This window comes from Mesorhizobium sp. M7A.F.Ca.ET.027.03.2.1 (genome assembly GCF_003999175.1).
Taxonomy (GTDB): domain Bacteria; phylum Pseudomonadota; class Alphaproteobacteria; order Rhizobiales; family Rhizobiaceae; genus Mesorhizobium.
Genome location: NZ_RZOM01000250.1, coordinates 1 through 6,499 on the forward strand (window position 1 = coordinate 1; position 6,499 = coordinate 6,499).

The following is a 6,499-nucleotide window of genomic DNA, read 5'->3' on the forward strand; positions in this document are numbered from 1 at the left end:
TCGATGTTGTCATTCTAGAGCGCGACATTTGTGGTGGTGGCCCGAGCGGCCGCAATTCCGGAATGGTGCTTTCGGCATGGACCAAATACAGCGCGCTTGCCGCGCTGCGCGACGGAAACGACGCGCTTTCGATCATCAAGGCATCCGAAGCCGCGATCGGCGGCATCGAGGCTTTCTGCAAGGCCGAGGCAATCGACGCCTGGTTCGATCGCATCGGCTGGATCTGGGGCGCTACGTGCGAAGCACAGCTTGGCGCCTGGGACGACGCGTTAAACAGGCTGGCAGCGCACGGCTACGTCCCGGCGCGGCGAGTTTCGCGCCCGGAGATCGCGGCGATGGCCGGTACGACGAGCCACCTTGGCGGTGCGTTCGACGCTTCGTCGGCAACTGTGCATCCAGGGTTCCTGGTGCGCGGCCTGCGTCGTGCAGCGCTGAACCGCGGCGTTCGGATTTATGAAAAGTCGCCGATGAAGCGGTTTTCGCGACGTGGCAAGCTCACGGTGGAAACGGCGAAAGGAACTGTGTCCTGCGGCAAGGTCGTGCTTGCCATGAATGCCTGGTCCGGGGCGATTCCGGAACTGGCCCCTGCGATCTTCAACATCTCCAGCGACGACGCCATGTCACAGCCCATTCCAGGCCTTCTCGACAAGGTCGGCTACCGCCGGGCGCCGCTGATGATCGATTCCCGCGTCTTCGTTGGCGGTTGGTCTCCGACGCGCGATGGTCGGCTGTCCGTCGGCGTCAGCGGTGGTGTCATTGGCTTCGGCGGCATCGTCGACCAGCGTTTCCATGGCCTGTCGCCACGGGTCGCCGAAATGCGTCGCGTGCTGCGGGATGGCCACCCGGCGCTCGCCGATTTCCCGCTCGAGACATCGTGGAACGGCCCGATCGACCGGACGGTCAGCGGCGTCCCGCTGTTCGGCGCTTTGCCCGCCAACCGCGATGTCGTCTACGGCTACGGCTTTTCCGGCAATGGCACGACAATGGCTTATATCGGCGGCGAGATCCTCACCGGCCTGCTGACTGACGGCGAATCGGAACTGACGCATTCGGCGCTGGTGCGTCCGGTGGCGCGCGGTTTCCCGCCCGAACCCTTTCGCTTCGTCGGTGCGCATTTCGTCCGTGGCGCGGTGCGTCGGCGCGACGATCTCGAACATGCCGGGCGCAAGCTGGATCCGGTGACGAGATGGCTCGCCGGGCTGGCCCCGTCCGGCGTCACTCCCTCCAAAGCCAATCTTCGGGCAAAGAAAGGATGACAATGTCCAAGGCCAGGATTTTCAAGCACAGCGAGTTGACTCTGAAGCCATCAGTCACGCCGACCGGAACGTCGTCGATCGCGCGCGTGATCAATGCCGAGATCAGCCGGACCATGGGCGGTGGCATTGAGTATCTGGAGAACGCCTCGATCGACTGGACCGTGACCTATGACGAGGTGCTGTTCATCCATGAAGGCACGCTGACGATCGAACTGGATGACGGCCGCCACGAATGCCGCCCTGGCGATATCGTCTGGCTGCCCAATGGCACGCATCTGAAATACATCGCAACCGAGCGCACCGGCTATTTTTACTGCCTGTACCCGTACGACTGGGCCGCGCGGCAAGGGACGTTAGAACCTTGAAGTGACAGGCATATCATAGTTGGCCTTTCACGGCGCAGTTCCGCCCCGCGGCCCCGGGTCGTTATTATAGCAACATGTATATTAGCTATTACTTGACAATAGGGCTAGGCTCTGGTTTCTTGATTTAACGGGTGTTTAACCAAGTTCGTTGCGTTTTTTTACGGACGGTGTTCGCATGTCAACGTTAGTTGTCGCGGACCCGCGGGGGGTGTATCTCGCTGGTCTGGAATGGGTGTTGCAGAAGGCTGGACACGATGTTGTCGCCCAGTGCCGCCGCCCTGTGGACGTTCTCGCTCATGTGGAGCGCCATCGGCCTGATATGGTCATCGTGGGCGTGGATCTCGCGGACCAGCAGACATCAGGTCTTTCCTCACGGCTGAAGGCCTGCAGCAGCGCTCTCGGCATCATCTTCATCGTGCAGCCAACCGGCGGGCTCGATGTCAGGGAAATACAGACGCTCGACGTCGATGGCCTGTTTCTGGACGGCATCAGCCACCGCTTTCTCATCGAATGCGTGAATGCGGTGGCGGCGGGCAAGAAGTGGATCGACAACAAGATCGTCCAGCAGCTGCTGATGCCGGGCTCGCAGCCGCAGCCAATGTCCAGGCTGACCGGGCGGGAGACCGAAATCGCCGATCTCGTCTCGCGCGGGCTGCGCAACAAAACCATCGCGCAGCGGCTGCATTTATCCGAAGGCACGGTGAAGATGCACCTGCATCACGTCTACGAGAAGTTGCACCTCGGCGGCCGGGCGGAACTGGCCTGGATGACGCACGGCAAAGCCGCCGAGCGTCCGGGAATGGGTCGAACCGGCCTGCTCTGAACACTCTCCACTCGCACCGACATTGTACGCACGGCAACGGCCGGAGAGCCGTCTGACGGCGTCTGGCGCGTGCCTGCGCGACCTCCCGCAGCGCCCGCCAGCCCGATCTATCGAAGGATATATATCGTTCGATCAGGTGCGGACATTGACCGCAATACTATCCAACCGGGAATGGACGCGCCCTCTGCGCCGGCGGCACAATGTGGTTTGAGGGCCGAAGTCAGTACGCGATGACACCCGCTTGCTAGGGTTCGGGCGGAAGTAAGGGGAGAGGGGTTTTCCAAAACAAACAGTGAACGTGACCCCCGCATGAGCGTGGGCCCGAGCCGTGTGCACAATTAGTCACCATCCAGGAAAGGATGACATTATGGCTACCATTAATATCGTAGGCGATCTGGTACTCGACCAGTCCGCCGGTCTCCAGGACGACGACGTCGCAATTTCCGTTGACGCTATCACCGGCGACATCTCCGGTGGTCTAGACGCCGCTTTTCTCACATATCTCAACGGTCTCACATTGTCCGCCGCGCAGTTGGCTTTTGCCGATACCGCGGAGGCGGCGAGCCAGGTCGGTCTCGTCACCGTGTCGCCGGCAGCCGGCGAAAATGTCGTTGAGCTGGAATTCGCGCCTCTGACCAACATGTCGTCCGGTCAGTTTACAGTCGACGGCGACGAAATCTTCCTCACCACGGTGCAGAACGGCAGCGCGGTGGAAGCATGGGCTGGCGGCAATCTCGTCGCGGCTTTCTACATCATCCCCAACGCCGGTAACACCTCGGCCACGGTTCAGATGATCACTTTCGAGGCGATCGATCACCCGCTCAACCCGCAGCCCGACGACAGGGTGAACTTCAGCGATATCCTGAAAGTCCGCGCGTTGGTCGAGACGTCGACGCCCATCGGCGACGACATTAACGTGGATGACGACGGTCCGGACGTCACTCTCTCCGGCACCGCCGCACCTACCCTCACGGCCGATGACACGACGTTGGGCACAAACCCCACCGGCGATTTCTCGGTCGTGTTCAGCACCGATTTCGGTACTGACGGTCCTGGTGCCGCCGGTGTTACCTACGCCCTGGACGTCCCCGCCCCTGGTACTTCGTCGGGTATCTTCGACGTGGCGACCGGTCAAGAAGCTCTCCTGACCAAGGTCGGCTCAATTATCGAAGGCCGCACCGCCGGTGGTGATCTGGTGTTCACTGTGGCCGTGAGCGCCGCCGGGATCGTGACGCTCGACCAGCTTCGCGCGGTCCAGCATACGCCGGACACCGGATCGGACCAGTCCACGACACTGGCAGCCGCCAACCTGATCACCCTGACGGCGACCGCTATCGACGCGGACGGCGACACCGACGCACAAGCCATCAACATCGGCCAGAACCTTGTCTTCAAGGACGACGCGCCGAGCATCAGCGCAGGGGGCGCAGAGGCCAGCGCCACGGTTGATGAGACCAATCTCGCGAGCAACTCGACCGCCGACTACTCGTCGAACTTCACGGGTCTCTACGGCGCTGACGGGGCCGGGACCACAACTTACGCGCTCAGTGTGAGCGTGTCGGGTGCCAACAGCGGTCTTGTCGACACGCTTTCCGGTGAGGCTGTCAACTTGACGGTCAACGGTGCCGGGGCCATCGAGGGTCGCACCGCAGTCGGCAATCTTCTGGTCTTCACGGCCAGCGTGGACGCCTTAGGTGTTGTGACGCTCAACCAGGATCGGGCGATCGTACATGACCCCAACAACGGGCCGAACGACACCGAAACGTTGACGGCTGACGATCTTATCAAGCTCACCGCCACCATAACCGACAAGGACGGCGACCAGGCATCGGCTTTCGTCAACATCGGCCAGAACCTTACCTTCACGGACGATGGCCCGACGATCGTCCAGGCGTTCGACGGCGATCCCGACACGGCTGGAGCCCAGCACGAGCAACTGCACAACGTGGTCGGTGTCGCGGCAACCGGTCTCTTCTCGTTCAACATCGGCAACGACCTGCGTGTCTACGACGCTACGCATTCTGACTTCGGTGATGCCGGCGCAGCGGCAGGTATACAGCAACTGGTGCTGACGGGCACGGTCGACAACGCCCAGAATCCCAATATTACCAACGTCGTCACGTCACTCGTTTCGGAAACTGCTACGACCGCAGTGTTCGATTTTGACTTCTCGTATGACAAGGACCCGATCACGGCTGGTATTCAGCCCGCGACGGCGGGTGGCACGTTGACCTTCAACAAGGCTGCGGGCACGTACTCCATCGTCTTGGATGACGTGGTCGACGGGTTCAGCTTCAGCGTCTTCCACTCTTCGGAGCTGCTGGCGAAGGCACCTCCCGGCAACACCGGCCACCCCGAACTCGTGGTGACGGAGCTGGACGCCAACAACGGCACAACGGACACTGACGGCTTCTACGTGCAGTTCACAGCGAACTCGAACCCTGCCGGTTCCCCGTTCGGCTTCAACGGCTCCGGTGACGGTTCGCCGATTGCAGGTGATACCTTGTTCAACAACGGGCAGTTCCTCACCAGCGCCTTCGAGGACTGGGTCTCCGCCACTCAGTCGACCAACGGCGTGGCCGGTGACACAATCCAGAAGGGCGAACTGCTCACCCTGCGGTTCTTCAACGAGAACATTATGGGCGACGTGAACCCCGGCGCCCCCGGCGGAGGTACCGAGAAGATCGCGCCGACGGATGCAGTGGACGCTATTGCCATCAAGTTCGACGGCATCGGCAACAGCGAAGACCTTATCGTGGTCCTCGACCTGATTGATTACGGTGCCAATGGCGTGTTGGGTGGCGGCGACGACGTCGAGACGACGAAGTCGATCTACGTGCAAAACGCGGACTTCTTCAAGGGCAACACGGTACCGGCACCGTATAGCTCGGAGTTCACGCTCGACCAGAACGACGCCCTCGTGATCATCGAGAGCAATGATTACAACACCGCCACCGAGCACTACCAGATTCAGGGCATCCAGATCATGCAGTCCGGGAACGGGCTGGATGGTTCGGCCATTAACCTGAACCGAGTGACCGACAACCCGGGCACAGTCGGAGTTGAAGGTTCAAGCACCGGCGCGGCGACTGGCACCGGTGGCGGCGCGCTGCAGGCTTGGGAAGGTACAGACAACGACGTTCTCAAGATCACGGATATCGGCTTCATCGAGTCGACCTCCGGACAGATCGGCGCTCACCTTGATTTCGCGGTCAACATTCAGGACGGCGACGGCGACACAACCGGCGTCCAGCACCTGCTGGTCGACACCATCGCCTGATACCTGACCAAAGGGAGGCGGTTCACGCCGCCTCCCATCTCCATGTGGAGATAATTTCGCTCCCCGCGAAAACCGGCCCAACTGGCGTCCACCCGCACACACGGCAGATATATCATGATGAACCCCCCACGACCCTCTGCCCTGCAAGTGGTGATGAAAGAGGCCAAGCGCGCCATCCGGCCACTTATCTGGTTCAGCGGCGGCATCAACATCCTAATGCTGACCGGCGCGTTCTACATGCTGCAGGTCTATCACCGCGTGTTGGGCAGCCACAGTATGGAAACGCTGGTGATGCTGTCGTTGATGGCGGCGGCGGCGCTAGGCACAATGGCAGCGCTGGAGGTTGTGCGCGCGCGTCTTCTGGCTAAAGTCGGCACGTGGCTGAACGCGCGATTGGCGCCGGTTCTCCTGACCGTATCGGTCGAACACGCCGCCTCGGCGCCCGGTCAGATCAACGCCCGGGCGCTGCGTGACCTCGACCAGGTGCGGAATTTTTTTACCAGCCCGAGTATCTACCCGATCCTCGACGCGCCTTGGGCGCCGATCTTCCTGGGCGCTATCTTCCTCATGCACCCTTGGCTCGGCTGGCTGGCGACCTGCGGCGGTATCGCGCTGTTCGCATTGGCGTTGCTTACCGAGTACCTGACCCGCAAGCCACTGGCGGAAGCCGCGATCGCCCAGACGCGAGCCTACATGCAGGCCGAGCAAACGATCCGCAACGCGGAAGTCGTCCAGGCCATGGGCATGTTGAATCCCCTGCTTGAGAGCTGGAAGG

Annotated in this window: 5 protein-coding genes; all 5 read left to right on the forward strand. The window is 61.6% G+C overall.

Going from position 1 to position 6,499, the window contains the following annotated elements:
• Positions 1–1,256 (forward strand): FAD-binding oxidoreductase (locus tag EN750_RS13305; RefSeq protein ID WP_127396688.1); only part of this gene is annotated, 1,256 nt, incomplete at its 5' end.
• Between the two features lie 2 nt (positions 1,257–1,258).
• Entirely contained in the window at positions 1,259–1,621 is a 363-nt protein-coding gene (locus tag EN750_RS13310) for an AraC family ligand binding domain-containing protein (protein ID WP_164748744.1), read from the forward strand.
• Positions 1,622–1,769: 148 nt separating this feature from the next.
• Positions 1,770–2,444: a response regulator transcription factor gene (locus tag EN750_RS13315; protein WP_245482695.1), complete on the forward strand. Its 675-nt coding sequence runs from the start codon at positions 1,770–1,772 to the stop codon at positions 2,442–2,444.
• Positions 2,445–2,811: 367 nt separating this feature from the next.
• On the forward strand, positions 2,812–5,724 hold the full coding sequence (locus tag EN750_RS13320; RefSeq protein ID WP_127396690.1) for a DUF5801 repeats-in-toxin domain-containing protein: 2,913 nt from the start codon (positions 2,812–2,814) through the stop codon (positions 5,722–5,724).
• Between the two features lie 153 nt (positions 5,725–5,877).
• Positions 5,878–6,499, forward strand: a 622-nt coding sequence (locus EN750_RS13325) for an ABC transporter transmembrane domain-containing protein (protein ID WP_348629591.1), incomplete at its 3' end; no start/stop codon positions are given.